General features: G+C 66.9%; 13 protein-coding genes. 3 read left to right on the top strand and 10 right to left on the bottom strand.

Annotated elements, in window-relative coordinates; translation table 11 throughout:
- Positions 1–38: 38 nt before the first annotated feature.
- The 5 genes from IG171_RS00760 to pdxH form a co-directional block, all read right to left on the bottom strand.
- Positions 39–1103 (bottom strand): universal stress protein, encoded by a 1065-nt coding sequence (locus tag IG171_RS00760; protein WP_212129096.1) that lies wholly within the window; start codon positions 1101–1103, stop codon positions 39–41.
- 170 nt (positions 1104–1273) lie between these two features.
- Positions 1274–1774, bottom strand: a complete 501-nt coding sequence (locus IG171_RS00755) for an HNH endonuclease (RefSeq protein ID WP_212129094.1) — start codon at positions 1772–1774, stop codon at positions 1274–1276.
- A 465-nt stretch (positions 1775–2239) separates the two neighbouring features.
- The gene (locus tag IG171_RS00750) at positions 2240–3085 is read right to left on the bottom strand and encodes a C40 family peptidase (RefSeq protein WP_212129092.1); all 846 of its coding nucleotides are present in this window, start codon (positions 3083–3085) and stop codon (positions 2240–2242) included.
- A gap of 480 nt (positions 3086–3565) precedes the next feature.
- A complete protein-coding gene (locus tag IG171_RS00745) occupies positions 3566–4252 on the bottom strand; it encodes a metal-dependent transcriptional regulator (RefSeq protein WP_212129091.1) in 687 nt (228 codons plus the stop codon).
- 563 nt (positions 4253–4815) lie between these two features.
- Positions 4816–5487, bottom strand: a complete 672-nt coding sequence (gene pdxH, locus IG171_RS00740) for a pyridoxamine 5'-phosphate oxidase (protein ID WP_212129090.1) — start codon at positions 5485–5487, stop codon at positions 4816–4818.
- A 162-nt stretch (positions 5488–5649) separates the two neighbouring features.
- Between pdxH and serC the strand changes: the two genes are divergently transcribed.
- From serC to IG171_RS00725, 3 genes are all read left to right on the top strand, one after another.
- Positions 5650–6831 carry a phosphoserine transaminase gene (serC, locus tag IG171_RS00735; protein ID WP_212129089.1) on the top strand — a complete coding sequence of 394 codons (1182 nt, stop codon included), beginning with the start codon at positions 5650–5652 and terminating at the stop codon, positions 6829–6831.
- Between the two features lie 254 nt (positions 6832–7085).
- Complete coding sequence (locus IG171_RS00730; protein WP_212129088.1) at positions 7086–8258, top strand: FAD-dependent oxidoreductase; 1173 nt, start codon at positions 7086–7088, stop codon at positions 8256–8258.
- 61 nt (positions 8259–8319) lie between these two features.
- Positions 8320–9639 (top strand): MFS transporter, encoded by a 1320-nt coding sequence (locus IG171_RS00725; RefSeq protein ID WP_212129087.1) that lies wholly within the window; start codon positions 8320–8322, stop codon positions 9637–9639.
- Here IG171_RS00725 and IG171_RS00720 read toward each other — a convergent pair.
- The 5 genes from IG171_RS00720 to IG171_RS00700 all read right to left on the bottom strand — a co-directional run bounded on the left by IG171_RS00720 (position 9636) and on the right by IG171_RS00700 (position 13764).
- Positions 9636–10133 carry a DUF456 domain-containing protein gene (locus IG171_RS00720; protein ID WP_212129086.1) on the bottom strand — a complete coding sequence of 166 codons (498 nt, stop codon included), beginning with the start codon at positions 10131–10133 and terminating at the stop codon, positions 9636–9638. The two genes, IG171_RS00725 and IG171_RS00720, sit on opposite strands and share 4 nt — an antisense overlap.
- Positions 10134–10256: 123 nt before the next feature.
- Positions 10257–11525: an MFS transporter gene (locus IG171_RS00715; protein WP_212129085.1), complete on the bottom strand. Its 1269-nt coding sequence runs from the start codon at positions 11523–11525 to the stop codon at positions 10257–10259.
- A gap of 8 nt (positions 11526–11533) precedes the next feature.
- Positions 11534–12550, bottom strand: coding sequence for a DUF3027 domain-containing protein (locus IG171_RS00710; RefSeq protein WP_212129083.1), 1017 nt, complete (start codon positions 12548–12550; stop codon positions 11534–11536).
- The gene (locus IG171_RS00705) at positions 12550–12930 is read right to left on the bottom strand and encodes a cold shock domain-containing protein (protein WP_212129082.1); all 381 of its coding nucleotides are present in this window, start codon (positions 12928–12930) and stop codon (positions 12550–12552) included. Before IG171_RS00705 ends, IG171_RS00710 begins: the two co-directional genes overlap by 1 nt.
- 603 nt (positions 12931–13533) lie before the next feature.
- Positions 13534–13764 carry a hypothetical protein gene (locus IG171_RS00700; RefSeq protein WP_212129081.1) on the bottom strand — a complete coding sequence of 77 codons (231 nt, stop codon included), beginning with the start codon at positions 13762–13764 and terminating at the stop codon, positions 13534–13536.
- Positions 13765–13775: the final 11 nt, after the last annotated feature.

Genomic DNA, 13775 nt, shown 5'->3' with positions numbered 1-13775 from the left:
CCCCGACCCGCGGGAGGCGGAGAATGGACCTCTGCCGTTCAGAGCCCCGGCTCGGCCGGATCCTCGTGCTGCTTGCGCCTGCCGTGGTCGCGGGTGACTCGCACGACCATCGTCGGGCACTGCGAATAGGGCAGAACCGACTGCGAGGTCGAGCCGAGCAGCAGGCCGGCGAAGCCTCCGCGACCGCGGGAGCCGATGACGAGGACCTCGGCGGTGTCGGAGGCGCGGACGAGCACCTCGGCGGGCTGACCGTCGAAGAGCGTCCAGGTGACGTCGAGGTCCGGGAATTCCTCAGCCAGGCGCTGTTTGGCGACGACGAGCTTGTCGGCGCCCTCGTTGACGAGACGCTCGAGATCAGCGGTGCTCGGCAGCCATTCGGGACCGATCACCGTCGTCGTGATCACCGCGACGATGTGGAGCGGAGACCCCCGACGCACCGCCAACCGGGCGGCTTTCCACAGGGCCGGGGATTCGGCCCCGAGAGAGTCGACGCCGACGACGACCTTTCCGTCGAAGCGCAGACCTTCGACCGCCTCGGCGTTGGAGTCGTACCCTTCGACCTCACGACCGTCCTGGCGGATCGGACGCGACGAGGTCGGGTGAGCCGGACGGCCGCTCCCCTCCTCCCACGAGGCGGGCACCACGACGGTCGGGCAAGCCGAGTGCGCAGGCAGGGCGCTGGAGACCGTGCCGAGCAGCCTGCCGGCGAATCCTCCGCGCCCGCGCGATCCGACCACGCTCAGACAGCCTGTCTTCGACTCATCGATGAGCACACCCGCGGCGTCGCCGATCTCGATGACGGCTTCGACGGGGACGCCGGCGGCCTTGACCTCGGCGGCGGCTTCCTTGAGCGTGTTCGTCACGGCCGCACGGATCGAGCTGTCGTCGATGGGCACGTAGGACACGTCGATCGCAGCCGCGGCCACACTGGGAATCGTATAGGCCCCGACGAGGCGGATCGGCCTGTCCAGGGAGCGTGCTTCCTGAATCGCCCAGGCCAGGGCGTTCCGGCTCGGCGGGGATCCGTCGATGCCGACGACGACGGCCTCGGGCTCACCGGCCGGTGCGCTGTCCGAGTTCCGCGTGCTGTCCTGCTCACTCATCGCAAGCTCCTCGTGTCGAAGCGGACTTCTCTTGAACCCCACCCTAGAACACAAACGCAGTGAGCACTTGCCCTATGTCACATCGTTATCCGAATCCGGTCAGAGTCCGGACAACACTCGAGCTCATCTGGGACGATGCCCCCCACCGATCCGAGACGATGCCCGCTGCGTCAGGCGGCGTACGAGTACTCGAGGAACGGCCGCCACTTCTCGACGGGCTTGTCGATTCCGCGCATCCACAGCTGCCCGAGCCGGGGCTCCTGGGGCCGGAAGTCGAGCTTCCAGCCGAGCTCGGCCAGGGTGCGGTTGCCCTTGCGGTTATTGCACTCCCGGCAGCAGGCGACGAGGTTCTCCCAACTGTTGACTCCCCCACGCGAGCGAGGAACCACATGGTCGACCGTCGAGGCGGCCTTGCCGCAGTAGGCGCAGCGGTGGTTGTCGCGGCGCAGGACTCCCCGGCGCGACAGGGAGACGCGACGACTGTTCGGCGGGCGCACATAGCGGGTCAGCAGGATGACAGAGGGCTGATCGAGACTCACATGCTCCGATCTCACCGGAACGTCCTCAGCGGCCAGCACTGTCGCTTTGCCGGTCAGCACGAGCACCACGGCGCGTGTGAACGGTACGATCGACAGCGGCTCGTATCCGGCATTCAGCACGAGAGTCTTCATATCTCGCCCCTCATCTTCATCGCTAACGGGCCGAAACCGGCTGCCCCGGCCCCAGGGAACACAAAAGGCGCCGTGCTCATGGGCACGACGCCTGGAAAGAGAGCACGGAGACACGTATGTACTCCGCACCAGAGACTGGAGCGGCTATTCGGTCCATTCGACTATGCTCCATCAGCTTTCCTCACGTTCGTCCGGATCGGGCCTGGCGGCTCGATGCGCGCATGGAACTCAATCCTCTCCAGAATAACGCCGCAAGCGCCTGTGACCCAATTCATACGCTCCGCGACACGGAGACTTCGGTTTCCGTTCACCCCAACACAGCGCGTGCGGACCCGTCGAAGGCACCGTGCACAGTCGATACCAGCCTCGCCTCGGCGCTGATCGGCGCAGGTTCTCGGGCATACGAAAGCTCCCCGCCCGACTCGAGGACCGTCGAGTCGAACGGGGAGCTGTCGTTGAAGCTGATCAGAGAACGCGGATGAAGGTGACGTTGCCCATCCAGCTGTAGCTGCGCTTCGAGGTTCCCGAGCTCGGTGAGCCGGCATCGTACATCTGTCCGCCGCCGGCGTAGATGCCGACGTGACCGGGATGCCAGATGAGGTCGCCGGGCTTGGCCTCGGACTGGGAGACGACCTTGCCCGCGCCCTTCTGGGCACCGGAGGTGCGGGGCAGGTTGACGCCGACCTTGCTGTAGACCCATGAGGTGTATCCCGAGCAGTCCCAGCCGCTCGGCGAGGTTCCGCCGGAGACGTAGGGGGTTCCGACGCCCTTGGCAGCCCAGGCGAGGACCTGCTCGGCCTTCGAGCCGTCGATCGAACCGGAGTCGGAGGAGCCGGAGTCCGAGGAGTCGGAGTCCTTGCTCTCCTTCTTGTCCGAGTCGGACGAGCCGCTGTTGGCGGTCTCTCCGGAGGTACCGGCCGAATCACCGGATTCTTCAGTGGAGGTTTCGCTGGGGGTGGGCTCCGGCTCGGGTTCCGGAGCAGCCTTGGCCTTGACGGACTGGGATTCGACGCCGAACGAATCGGTCTTCTTCTCGGACTTCTCGTCCTTCGAGTCATCACCGATGGTCACGGTCTGGTTCTCGAACTCGACCTGCGGCTGGGTCTCGGCCTCGGCGGAGACGGAAGCCTGATCGTCGGCGCCCTGTCCCGCGGGCATCACCGCTGCGGTGAGCAGACCACCGCTGGCAGCGACCACTGCTGCGCGGCGGCCGAAGACACCGGAGTTGGTGTTCAGAAGTTCAGTGAGCTCGGTCAGCGGAGTCTTGACCTTGGCATCTGCGGCGCGGCGGCCATGCTGCTTAGTTGCCACGTTTTCCCTCTCGTACCTATTGGCTTTCCGGGCCAATCGCCACTGTCGGTCCTTGGTTTCTCACAGCGAGCGTGGCGTTCGGCTCTCGCGGTGAAGTCGTCATTGCGTGAACGACCTCAACAACTGTAACCAATCGGTGATCAATTGTCACGTTTCTGTCACAACCACGGGAGGGAAACCGTGATGTTTTCCATATAAGCCCAGGTCAGAAGCTTAAAAAGGCTCGAAATCTTCGTAACATTTCCTCGTTATACGACGTGACCCAGGGGGTGTTCGGCCACTCCCTGGGTCACGGATCACATTCATTTGTAACGAATCGAGACGTCAGGACCGACCCCTTCGTTACCGAAGGCCGGCCCGTGGGTGGTCACCATCGAAGTCGGGGTCACGTCCCGTCTGCCGGTGCGGCCGCGTTGCGTCAACTCGGCCGCGTTGCGTCAAACCGGACGCCGGTCAGTTCCGTTTCAACCCGGTCGCGGGTCACTTCCGATAGGCGAAGACGTGCGAGGCCGTCTCCACGGGCAGGTCGAGCACGTCCTGCGCCCCGGGAACCTGCACGGTGATGTACTCACCGTTGCGGGAGATCTCGACTTCGCTCTCCGGCAGGACGCCGGCGACCTGGAACTGCTGGAGCAGGTGGATGTCGACCTGCAGCGGTTCGGCCAGCCAGGCGATCGTCAGCTTCTTGGCGCCATCGCGGCCGATCGCGGTGGCGAGGTCGATCACCTCGGTGTTCTCCGAGGCTTCACCGCCGATGACGTCGAGTCCGGGGATCGGGTTGCCGTAGGGCCCCGATGAGGTTTCGGGCAGGAGCGAGACGAGCTTGCGCTCGACCTGCTCACTCATCACATGCTCCCAGCGGCAGGCCTCATCGTGGACGAGCTCCCACTCCAGCCCGACGACATCGGAGAGCAGCCGTTCGGCCAGACGGTGCTTGCGCATGACGTCGGTGGCGATCCGGCGCCCCTCTGCGGTGAGCTCGAGGTGGCGGTCATTGCCGACGTGGAGCAGACCGTCGCGTTCCATCCTGGCCACGGTCTGCGACACGGTGGGCCCGGAGTGCTCCAGGCGTTCGGCGATGCGAGCACGCAACGGCACGATCGACTGTTCTTCGAGTTCGATGATCGATTTGAGGTACATCTCGGTTGTATCAATGAGGTCGTTCACTTCTGACCAGCCACTCCACTCTTCGTCTTCTGGCCACTGCGGACCATTGGGGCGTCCATCTTCTTCAGGTCCCGCGACCCGGCAACGGCGACTCGACCGTTCCGCGGTCTCGCAGCCATTGCGAACTCAGTCAATCTTATCTTGAATCGATCATATCTTCCTGCCCGTTCGAGCAGACTCAGCCGACGTTGACATCGTCCGCCCTGTGCACGGTGCAGAACTCGCGTGCCGACCGTGCCTGTTCCTGGATCCGCTGCCCGGTCCCTTCCGTCCTCCGAACGAGATGCAGCAGTCCACGCCCGCCGTGGACGCAGTGACCATTCCGGCCCGCGCGTAACACTCGAAGCGGGTCGAATATTTCACGGCGCCGGCGTTTGGGGTCGTCGGTGCCACAGCCACCCCCCTGTCCAGCGCATCTGCCTCAGACTCGCTTGTCTCTCGTCTCGTCTGCCTCAGACTCGCTTGTCTCTCGTCTCGTCTGCCTCTGTCTCGTCTGCCTCTGCCTTGTCTGTCTCTGTTTCGTCTGTGCCGGCAGCCTCGGACGCCTCTGTTTTCTCGTGCCCTCAGGGGTAGAGCCGCACGGCCGACCACGCCGAGGCGTCGGAGAGATCGGCCGGTTCGTGACTGCCGTCGGAGCGGCGGAAGACCCAACGGTCGTGGAATCTGTTCTGCTGGCCCTGCCAGAATTCGATCTCGAAGACATGGACCCGGAACCCGCCCCAATGCTCGGGCCGCGGGATGTCCCGACCCTCGAACTCGGCCTCGGCGGCGTCGTATTCGGCCTGCATCTGCTTCCGGTCCGCCACCGGCTGGGACTGCTTGGACACGGTCGCACCGATCTGCGAGCCGCGGGGGCGCACAGCGAAGTAGGAGTCCGAGTCCTCGGGGGAGGCCACCTCGGCGCGGCCGCGGATGCGGACCTGGCGTTCCATGTCCTGCCACGGGAAGTTCACGGCGATGCGGGGATCGTCGCGCAGCTGCTTGCCTTTGGCCGAGTCATAGTCGGTGAAGAAGAGGAGGCCGCGTTCGTCGAGGCCTTTGAGCAGGACGATGCGGGAGCTCGGACCCCATGCGTCGAGCGTGGAGACGGTCATCGCGTTGGGTTCGCGGACGTACTCGGCCGCCTCGTCGTACCACTGCCTGAACAGGGCCAGCGGAGAGGCGTCCGGGTGGTCGAAGATTCCGGAATCGTAGGACTTCCGCGTCTGCGGCAGTCGATCGACGGGCTCAGTCATGTTCACACTCTACGTCCCGGCCCGGACACGAGTCATCGCATGCGTCCGAGTATTCGGCCAGCAGGCTGGACCGGGAGCCCGATCCCCACCGAACGGCTGATCCCGGTCCCCATATGACGGGCCGATGTCCGGCCCCGGCCCACCCGCCGTAGAATGTCGAGAGTGACTGCGACGAAGATAACGATCCCAGACGAACTCCTGCCCGCCGACGGACGCTTCGGGTCCGGCCCGGCCCGCATCCGCCCCGCCCAGATCGAGGCACTCAACGAGGCCGCGTCGACGGTGCTCGGCACCAGCCACCGCAAGGCTCCGGTGAAGAACCTCGTCGGCCGCATCCGCTCCGGCCTGACCGATCTGTTCAACCTGCCCAAAGGCTACGAGGTGGTGCTCGGAAACGGCGGATCCACGGTGTTCTGGGACGTCGCCGCCTTCGGCCTCGTCCGCCGCCGCGCCGCGCATGCGACCTTCGGCGAGTTCGGTCAGAAGTTCGCGAAGGCCACCGACGGCGCACCCCATCTTGAGTCCTCGCTCGTGCTCGCCGCCGATCCGGGCACGTCTGCGATCCCCAGTCCCGCGGCCCTGGCCTCCGCCGGTCTCGTCCCCTCCCCCGCCGAGGCGACCTCCGGCGAGCTCGCCGCCGATGTGTTCGCCTGGCCGCACAATGAGACCTCGACCGGTGTCGCCACATCGATCGCCCGCCCCGACGACATCGACGACGACGCTCTTGTCGTCATCGACGCGACTTCCGGGGCCGGCGGGCTCGACGTCGACATCGCCGAAACCGATGTCTACTACTTCGCCCCGCAGAAGAACATGGGCTCCGACGGCGGCCTGTGGGTGGCGATCCTGTCCCCGCGGGCGATTGCGCGGGCGCAGGAGATCAAGGACTCCGGACGCTGGATCCCGACCTCGCTCGATCTCGTCACCGCGATCGAGAACTCGCGCAAGGACCAGACCTACAACACCCCGGCGGTGGCGACACTGCTGCTGCTGGCCGAGCAGATCGAGTGGATCAACGAAAGCGGCGGCCTGGCCTGGGCGGCCGAACGGACCCGGACGTCCTCCGGACTCGTCTACGATTGGGCCGATGCCGCCGAGGCGGCCCGACCCTATGTGGTCGAGCCGGCCGACCGTTCGCCGGTCGTGGCCACCATCGACTTCGACGAGTCGATCGATGCCGCGGCCGTGGCCTCGGCGTTGCGGGACAACGGTGTCGTCGACGTCGAGCCCTACCGCAAACTCGGTCGCAACCAGCTGCGCATCGCGACCTTCGTCTCGGTCGACCCGGCTGACGTCAAGGCCCTGCTGGCCTGCATCGACTTCGTCGTCGACGCCCTGAAGTAGGGCACCTTGAAGCAGGACACGGCGAGGCAGGGCACAGCGAGGCAGTCCCTTCCGGCAGGCCGACGCCTCTGCCCGCAACTTCTCTGCTCAGCACGGGAACGCTCCGTTGCAACGGGGCGTTCCCGTGCTTGCGGTGAGGGATGCCGCCAGCAGGACGGGAGACCTCCGCTCGGAACTCGATCCTGCTGCCCAGCGTAGGCTCGTCTCAGACCGACGGCGATCGTCGTCGTGAGGACTTGCCGGGGAGGCCCACTGTGACCAGCACCGCGATCGACACAACCGCGCGCACCGTCGACAGCTCAGCCCGAGTCGGCGTCATCGGCAGCGGAATCGCCGGGGCCGGTGTCGCCTTCGGCCTCGCCTCCCGCGGCGTCGACGTCACCATCGTCGACGATGCCATGGCCGGGCAGGCGACAGCTGCCAGCGCGGGGATCATCGCACCGTGGGTGTCGACGAGCACGGGCGCCTATTACGAGACGTACGCGGCCGGAGGGAACTTCTATCCCGCGTTCCTCGAACAGCTGAGTGCGCTCGGCATCCCCGACCTCGGCTATCGCAGGTCCGGTGCCCTCGTCGTCAACAACGACCCGGAAACCCTCGCCGAGGCGGCAGCGACCATCCGTTCTCGTGTCGCGGCCGCCGGGACAGTCGCGGGCGAGATCCACGATCTCGATGCAGCGGAGCTTGCCGAGCTCTTTCCTCCGATCGCCCCGGACATGACCGGACTGCTCATCACCGGAGGCGGCCGCGTCGACGGGCGGGTTCTGCGCGATGCGATCCTCACCGGGGCGAGGCAGCAGGGCGCCGGGTTCGTCGCCGACTCCGCCCAGGCCATCACCGCTTCGGGCAGGGGAACATGGTCGGTGCGCACCGCCTCGGCGACGGAGGGCTTCGACGCGCTCGTCATCGCAGGTGGAGCGCGGAGCGCCGACCTCCTCGGACGGCTCGGCCACTCTGTGGGGATCGCTCCTCAACGCGGCCAGCTGCTCCATCTGGAGCTGCGCGGCGTCAACACATCGCCGTGGCCGACGATTCACCCGCTCGACCATCACTACATCACTCCGTTCGACGGAGGCCGCATCGTCGCGGGCGCCACCCGGGAGGACGGCGTCGGCTTCGACGTGCGCGCGACGGCCGCCGGAACGAAGCGGGTTCTCGACGACGCACTGCGGATCGCCCCGGGGCTCGCCGAGGCGACGGTCCTCGAGACCCGAGTCGGAGTGCGACCCATGGCGACGCGAGAGGGGGGCGCTGCCCTACGCGGGAGCGGTTCCGGGCGCGGACGGACTGTGGCTGGCCTCGGGGTTCGGCGCCGGTGGTCTCACGATGGGCCCACTCATCGGCGACGGGGTGGCCAGGCTGATACTCGGCGAAGGGGCACCGGAGATCGCCCACCTGGCCCTGTGAGCAGAGGACTGGCCCTGTGAGCAGAGGACTGCTGCCGTGGCCGAAAGACGTCCGTCGGGTGGATTTTGCTAGGCTGAGGCGATGACTGCGGCGCTGCCTCGAGCCTTCCGCTGGTTCTGGGCGGGCGAAACCGTCTCCGGCTTCGGCAGCTGGATCACCCTGATCGCCCTGCAGGTCATCGTCGTCGACCATCTGCATGCGGGGACCGTCGGTTTGGGTTGGCTGAGCGCCGCGCGCTGGCTGCCCTACCTGCTGTTCGGTCTCGTGCTCGGAGCGCTGATCGACCGGGTGAGACGCAGACCGGTCATGATCGGAAGCGACCTGGTGCGGGCACTTCTGCTGTGTGCGATCCCCGCCCTGTGGTTCGCCGATCTGCTCGGACTCGGCACGCTCATTCTGCTCGTCGCGCTTCTGGGAACAGCGACGCTGGTCAACGACAGCGCTTCGCAGGCATTTCTGCCCCGCCTCGTCGTCCGGAGCGGCCTGCAGCCCGCCCACGCCCGCATCGATGGCACGAATGCGGCAGCAGAGACGGCCGGTCCTGCCCTCGGCGGTGCGCTTCTCGCACTCATCTCCGCTCCCCTGGCCGTTCTCATCAATGTCTCGACTTTCCTGTTCTCAGCGATCGTCGTCGCACTCATCCGCGTCGAAGAACCCAGGCTGCCGCAAGCTGGGACCGAGACCTCGGCTCCATCACCGACGCGGCCTCTGCGACCGCAGCCGCGGCAGTCGCCTCAACCGTCGCAGAGGCGGCTCGGACACGAGGTCATGGGCGGACTGAGGTGGGTGTATGCGTCTCGAGCACTGCGTGACCTCGCCGTTTGGACACACGTCTGGTTCGCCGGGCAGGCCATCCTGGCCTCGGTCACTGCCGCGTACTTCCTCCGCGACGTCGGCCTCGACACCACTTCTTTCGGCATCGTCATGGGCGGAAGCGGTCTCGGCGGCATTGCCGGGGCACTGAGCTCAGGGGCAGTGGGACGTCGCGCGGGAACCGGACGGACCGTGATCCTCGCCCACATCTGCTCAGCCGTCGGTGTCCTCGTCCTGATCTCGGCCGGACTCGCCGCGCACGGCGGGTCGGGGAATGGCCGGTCCACAGCCGCCTCGGCGATCATCCTGTTCACCGGGATGTTCCTGCACGGTTTCGGAATCGGGCTGAGCAACTCTCATGAGATGGCCTACCGGCAGTCGATCACTTCCGACCGCTTCCAGGCGCGGACGAACACGACGATGCGTTCGATCAACCGTGCCGTCATCGTCATAGTCTCGCCTCTGGCCGGATTCCTCGCCGCCGCCACCGGGGCCGAATTCGCTTTGGTCCTCGCAGCCGCGATCTTCGCTCTCACAGCGATCGGACTGTGGTTCTCGCCCTTTCGGACCGTGCGACTCGGTCCCTAACCGAAGAAGTGGATGAAGACGCCGATGCCGTAGGCGATGGCGGCCAGCAGCGCGAGGATGAACTCGATGCCTGCACCGAGGCCGATCGCCTTGATCGACTCCCAGCTCGACGTCCAGGCGGTCTTCGTGTCCTTGAGGCGCGCGTATTCGGCGAGGAACAGGCCGGCCACGAAGCCGATGGGCAGCCCGAGCACCGGGATGACGAAGAAGCCGATGACGGCGAGCACTCCGCCCAGCAGCACCGAGGTGTTCGGCACCTCCATGGACTTGAGCTTGCGGCCGGTGAGCACGAGAGAGGAGCTCATTCCGGCCGCGACGCAGACGGCGACGACGGCGAAGACGATCCACGCCATGGGACCGCCGATGACGATCGCCCACACGAGCACCGCGATCGCGATGAGGATCGAGCCCGGCAGGATCGGCACGATGATGCCCAGACAGCCGACGAGGATCGCCAGGCCGACCAGCACCGAGGTGATGATGTCAGTGTTCACAGTCCGTCCGTTCCGCTCGCCGAGGTGTCCCGTCGAATTCTATGCGACGCACTTGAGTGCCTGCCGTGTCCGGGCGGCTGCGACTCGCATCAGCAGGCCGTGTCCGAACATCTGTGGGACACCTCAGGAGTGACCGTGCCTGCCGTGATAGCTCACGTGCAGCCGGATCCGCGATTTCGGGTCGCGGTGGACGCGCAGGTCCTTCGCCGTGATCATCCACACCAGCCCGACGGTGAAGGCGATGATCCCCGAGGCGGCGCCGACGGCCAAGGCCATGCGCGGACCGAAGGCATCGGCGACCCAGCCGGCCAAGGGTGCACCGATGGGGGTTCCGCCCATGACGACGGCCGCATAGATCGCCATCACGCGTCCCCGATAGTTCGCCGCGGTGGTCGTCTGCACATAGGCGTTGGCCGAGGTCATCATCGTCAGCGAGGCGAAGCCGACGAACATCAGCGAGGCCGCGAAGAGATAGTAGTTGGGCATCACCGAAGCCAGACCCACCGCCAGCCCGAAGCCTCCGGCGGCGCCGAAGATGAAGCGCAGCCGCGGTTTCTCCCGCCTCGCCGAGGCCAGTGCGCCGGTGACCGAGCCGATCGCCATCACCGAGTTGAGCAGACCGAAGCCGCTGGCATCCTTGCCGAACTCGATCTTCGCCATCGTGGAGGTGTAGATGTTGAAGTTGAATCCGAAGGTCGCGATGATGAACAGCACGATCAGCACGACCGTGATGTCGGGGCGCTGGCGCAGGTACTTCAGACCGCCGAGCACACCGCCCCGGCCCCTGCGTCCGGACGGATGCAGCCGGGACCTGTCGAGGCGGATGAGGACCGTGAGCGTCGCGGCGAATCCCAGGCCGCTGATGAGGAAGACCGGGCCGGCGCCGATGAGAGCGGTGAGCACACCGGCCACGGCGGGTCCGATCATGCGGGCGCCGTTGAAGGAGGCGGAGTTGAGGCTGACCGCGTTCGGCAGCAGCTTCTCGCCCACGAGCTCGGAGACGAAGGCCTGGCGGGCCGGATTGTCCAGCGTCGTGAGCATGCCGAGGGTGAAGGCGAGCACGTAGACGTGCCAGAGCACGATGACATCGGTGATGACCAGGGCGAAGAGGATGAGACCGATGCTGCCCAGAAGCGACTGGGTGACCATGAGCAGTCGGCGTTTGTCGAACTTGTCGACGAGGTTGCCCGCGAACGGGAACATGATCAGCTGCGGGCCGAGCTGCAGGGCCATGGTGAAGCCCAGTGCCGAGGCGTTGTTGTCCGTGAGCATGGTCAGGACGATCCAGTCCTGCGCCGTCCGCTGCATCCACGTTCCGGTGTTGGAGATCAGGGCACCGGCGAACCAGTGCCGGTAGTTCGGCTCCGACAGCGACCGGAACGTCTGGGACATCTGGCTGCTCAGCCCTCCTGGTACTCGAGTTCGCCCGAATAGTCGTCGACCACAGCCTCGGCGGGTTCGTGATTGGGCCGTCGGACATCGGTCTCCGAATGCGCACCGCAGCCGGATTCGAGTCCGACCACGCGGCCGTCGAAGGGCGACCAGGCGTTGGCGCAGACACCGAACTTCTGGCGCAGCGAACCGGCGATCGGCATGAGGTAGCCGCAGCTGCCGCAGTGCGCCGCGGCCCGGGCGGCGAATTCGCCCTCCCCGCCGGCTTCCGAATGCTCCCAGCGGCTGGCGGCCGCGGCCAGTCCGTCGGCCGAGAGCACACGCTCACGGCCGAGACCGAATTCGAAGTTCGCGATCTGGTCGACGTTGTCCGCCGAGTTGTCCTCGGTCTGCTGGAAGCCCGGCTGCAGGTTCGGGTCCTGGTCGAGCTTGGGCAGGGTGTCCCGCGGAGTCATGTCCCCGGGCTCGAGACGCTCCTCCCAGGGCACCCATTCGGGTGCGACGAGGGCGTCGGGGCCCGGCAGCAGAGCCGTCTCGCAGACCGTGACCTTCTTCGCGCGCGGGGCGCGGGCGAGCACGGCCACCCAGCGCCAGCCCCGGTAGTTCGGGTCGTTGCACACGAAGAAGTGGGTGACCAGGCGGGTGCCTTCGGCCACGGTGCCCAGATGTTCACCGACGAGGGAGCTGCCGGCAACCTCGGCGATGGCGCTCCGGGCGATGTCGATCGCCGCAGCCAGCTGGGTGTCGAGGACGATCTTCTCCGGCTTGGCCCGGCCGGAGCGCGCGGTCTTCGCCGCACCTGCCGTGCTCGCGGCCCCGGCGGTCCCGGCACCGGACTCCGCGACGGGTTCGGCGGTGACGGCACCGGAGGCATCGGCGCCGACAGGGGCGGCCTCCGCTTCGGCCGGACGCGCATCGGGGGCGGGCGCCTCGGCGGCGACGTCAGCTTGCGCTTCGGGGGCGGGTGCGTGTGCCTCGGGCGCGGCGCTCTGCCGGGCCAGCCAATCACTGAACAGTGATGACATCAGGACTCCAAATCGTCGGCGATCGCCCGCAGCAGGCTGGCCACCTTGTTCCCGTGCGTCGGGTCCGGGTAGCGGCCGTGCTGCAGTCCGTTGTTGAGGTCATCCAGTACTTTGATGACATCCTCAACCATAACTGCCATCTCCGCGGTGGGGCGACGGCGCACCTTCGCCACCTTGCCGGGGGTATTCAATGGGCGGGCCTTGAGCACCTGTGCTCCACGGCGGGATTCGACGACATCGTATTCGAGTCGGGTGCCCTTCGTGACCACGAGTCCCTCGGGCAGCACGGAGGAATGGAGGAAGGCCTGGGAGCCGTCCTCGGCGATGACGAAGCCGAAGCCCTTGTCGGCATCGAACCATTTCACGCGTCCGGTGGGCATGATGTCCTTTCTTCTCATGGCACCCGCTTCGGAGCGGGCGGTGCTGGTGCCTGGCGCAGGCGGGTGTGTGCCTGGCGCAGGCGGGTGTGTGCCTGGCGCAGGCGAGTCTGTTGTTTGCAAGCGAGTCTGTCGTGTCGAGGCGGTGGCCGCCTTCTGTCCGGTCGCACCCGGCGATGACGCTCGGCGGTCCGAGTCGATCCGGTCGAGTCGATCTGCAGCGGTGGCAGTCCGCATCGGCCTCTGGCGCTTGCCCCGGCGGCTCAGTCCCCCGCTGTCCCGAGGCTGGCGTTCGAGGCCGGGATCCGAGGCCCGGGTCCGATGTCGGGCCCGGTCAGTGCCGAGACCGCCCTGCTCCGAGACCAGCAACCCCTGTAACAAGCTGTCCCGTGACCGGCCGGAGCGCAGATCGACCTGTACCGCAGTCAGACTGCACCGAGTCAGCCAGGGGCCCGGATCAGCGGCGTCCAGGAACCGGCGTGTCCGAAGTCAGTCGGCGACCGGAGAACGGTGCCGGGATCCGACGGCTCGGAGTCCGGGACCCGGAGCGGGCAGCGCGTGTTCGGCTCGTGCCCGAGCGGCGAACCGGCGGCACGAGCATTGGAATCAGCTGTGGCCCACCTCGGTCCGTCTGCGTCGGTATGCCGCGCGGATCATGGCCGCACAGGCCAGGACGACGGCGATGGGCACCAGGAGCATCGGCAGATAGGTGAGGAACGGACTGGGGGTGAGACCCATCCATGCCTGGACGAGGACACCGATGAGACCGAGCGCCCCGATGCTTGCGGCGGCAACCGCTGCGACGACTACGGCCGTGTCGACTCGATTGGCTGACAATGCGCGTCCTC

The sequence above is a fragment of the Brevibacterium sp. SMBL_HHYL_HB1 genome, from assembly GCF_018208375.1.
GTDB lineage: Bacteria > Actinomycetota > Actinomycetes > Actinomycetales > Brevibacteriaceae > Brevibacterium > Brevibacterium intestinavium.
Note: the sequence above shows the minus strand (reverse complement) of the source record. Positions and strands in the feature narration are given on the sequence as shown.

Bases quoted from the DNA above. Each gene is read 5' to 3' on its own strand.
- IG171_RS00725 (WP_212129087.1), top strand. From the start codon at position 8,320: ATGACTGCGGCGCTGCCTCGAGCCTTCCGCTGGTTCTGGGCGGGCGAA.
- IG171_RS00755 (WP_212129094.1), bottom strand. From the start codon at position 1,774: ATGAAGACTCTCGTGCTGAATGCCGGATACGAGCCGCTGTCGATCGTA.
- pdxH (WP_212129090.1), bottom strand. From the start codon at position 5,487: ATGACTGAGCCCGTCGATCGACTGCCGCAGACGCGGAAGTCCTACGAT.
- IG171_RS00760 (WP_212129096.1), bottom strand. From the start codon at position 1,103: ATGAGTGAGCAGGACAGCACGCGGAACTCGGACAGCGCACCGGCCGGT.
- IG171_RS00715 (WP_212129085.1), bottom strand. From the start codon at position 11,525: ATGTCCCAGACGTTCCGGTCGCTGTCGGAGCCGAACTACCGGCACTGG.
- IG171_RS00710 (WP_212129083.1), bottom strand. From the start codon at position 12,550: ATGTCATCACTGTTCAGTGATTGGCTGGCCCGGCAGAGCGCCGCGCCC.
- IG171_RS00705 (WP_212129082.1), bottom strand. From the start codon at position 12,930: ATGCCCACCGGACGCGTGAAATGGTTCGATGCCGACAAGGGCTTCGGC.